Source organism: Protofrankia sp. CiP1_Cm_nod2 (assembly GCF_920664355.1).
GTDB lineage: Bacteria > Actinomycetota > Actinomycetes > Frankiales > Frankiaceae > Protofrankia.
Genome location: NZ_CAKKTL010000245.1, coordinates 1 through 1278, shown reverse-complemented (window position 1 = coordinate 1278; position 1278 = coordinate 1). Strand labels below are relative to the sequence as shown.

Genomic DNA, 1278 nt, shown 5'->3' with positions numbered 1-1278 from the left:
CGGCGGTGGGGGACAGCGGTGAAACGGAACAGCATGGCCATCCGGACGGTGACGGCCGCCGCCGGGGCGCTCGCGGTGGCGCTGTCCGCCGGCGCATGCGGGGGAGGGCCCGCCGGTGGCCGGCGCGCCCAGTACGCCATCGGTTTCCAGGGGCCGCTGTCCGGCGCCGACCAGCGGTTCGGCCTCGACACGGCCAACGGCGCCCGGGCAGCGGTCGAACGGGCCAACAGCAGCGGGCGGCTCCCGTTCACCCTCCGCCTGGTGACGGCCGACGACTCCGGCGACGCGCGGCAGGCGCCCGGCGCCGCCCGCAGGCTCATCGACGATCCGGACGTCATCGCCGTGGTCGGGCCGCTGTCCTCGGACACCGCCGGGGCGAGCGAACCGCTCTACAGCCAGGCCGGCCTGCTGTCGGTGAGCCCGACCGCGACGGATCCGCGGCTGACCGGGCTCGGTTTCGTCAGCTTCTACCGTGTGGCCGCCTCCGACACCGCGCAGGCAACCGCCGCCGCCGACTACGCCGCGAAGGCGCTCAGATCCCGCAGGGTGTTCTCCCTGGACGACGGGAGCGTATACGGCACGGCGCTCTCCGGCGCCTTCGAGAAGGAGCTGCGGGCCCGGGGGGCGGCGGTCACGCACGATGCCGTCGAGTCCACGGGGAGCTATACCGCCGAGGCGGCGAAAATAATATCCGGGAAACCGGACACGGTGTTCTATGCCGGTCATCCCCAGGAGTTCGCGTCGCTGGCCGGGGCGCTGCGCGCCGGGGGGTTCACCGGGGCCGTCATGAGCGGCGACGGGCCGGCCGACGACCGGTTCGCCGCCGCGGCGGGCGCCGAGGGCGCCGAGGGCGCCTACCTGATCGGCCCGTGCGGCGGCCCCCCCGGTGACCCGCGGGCCGCCGGCTTCGTCGCGGACTACGGGCGGGTCACGGGCGGCGCGGAACCGGGCAGCTGCTCCGGGGAGGCGTACGACGCCACGACCGCGGTCGTCGAGGCGCTGCGCGCTCTCGGGCCGAGGGCCGGCCGGGAGGCGGTGACGCAGACGTTCGCCTCGGTCGACATCCAGGGCGTCACCAGGCGGGTCGCCTTCGCCCCGAGCGGTGACGCCGCCGATACCACCGTGTACGTCTACCAGGTCCGCGGCGGCCGGCGGCACCTGCTCGGAACCACCGCGGCGCTGACCGGGCCCTGAGCCGGCGGCACCATCCGGGCTTCGGGCCGGCGGCGCAGGCCGGGCTGGCCGGGTGCTCTGCCGGCCGGCCAGCCCGGCCAGCAC

General features: G+C 76.2%; 1 protein-coding gene. It reads left to right on the top strand.

Annotated elements, in window-relative coordinates:
* A partial coding sequence (locus NBW84_RS20550) for a branched-chain amino acid ABC transporter substrate-binding protein (RefSeq protein WP_445548788.1) occupies positions 1-1194 on the top strand: 1194 nt, incomplete at its 5' end.
* Positions 1195-1278: the final 84 nt, after the last annotated feature.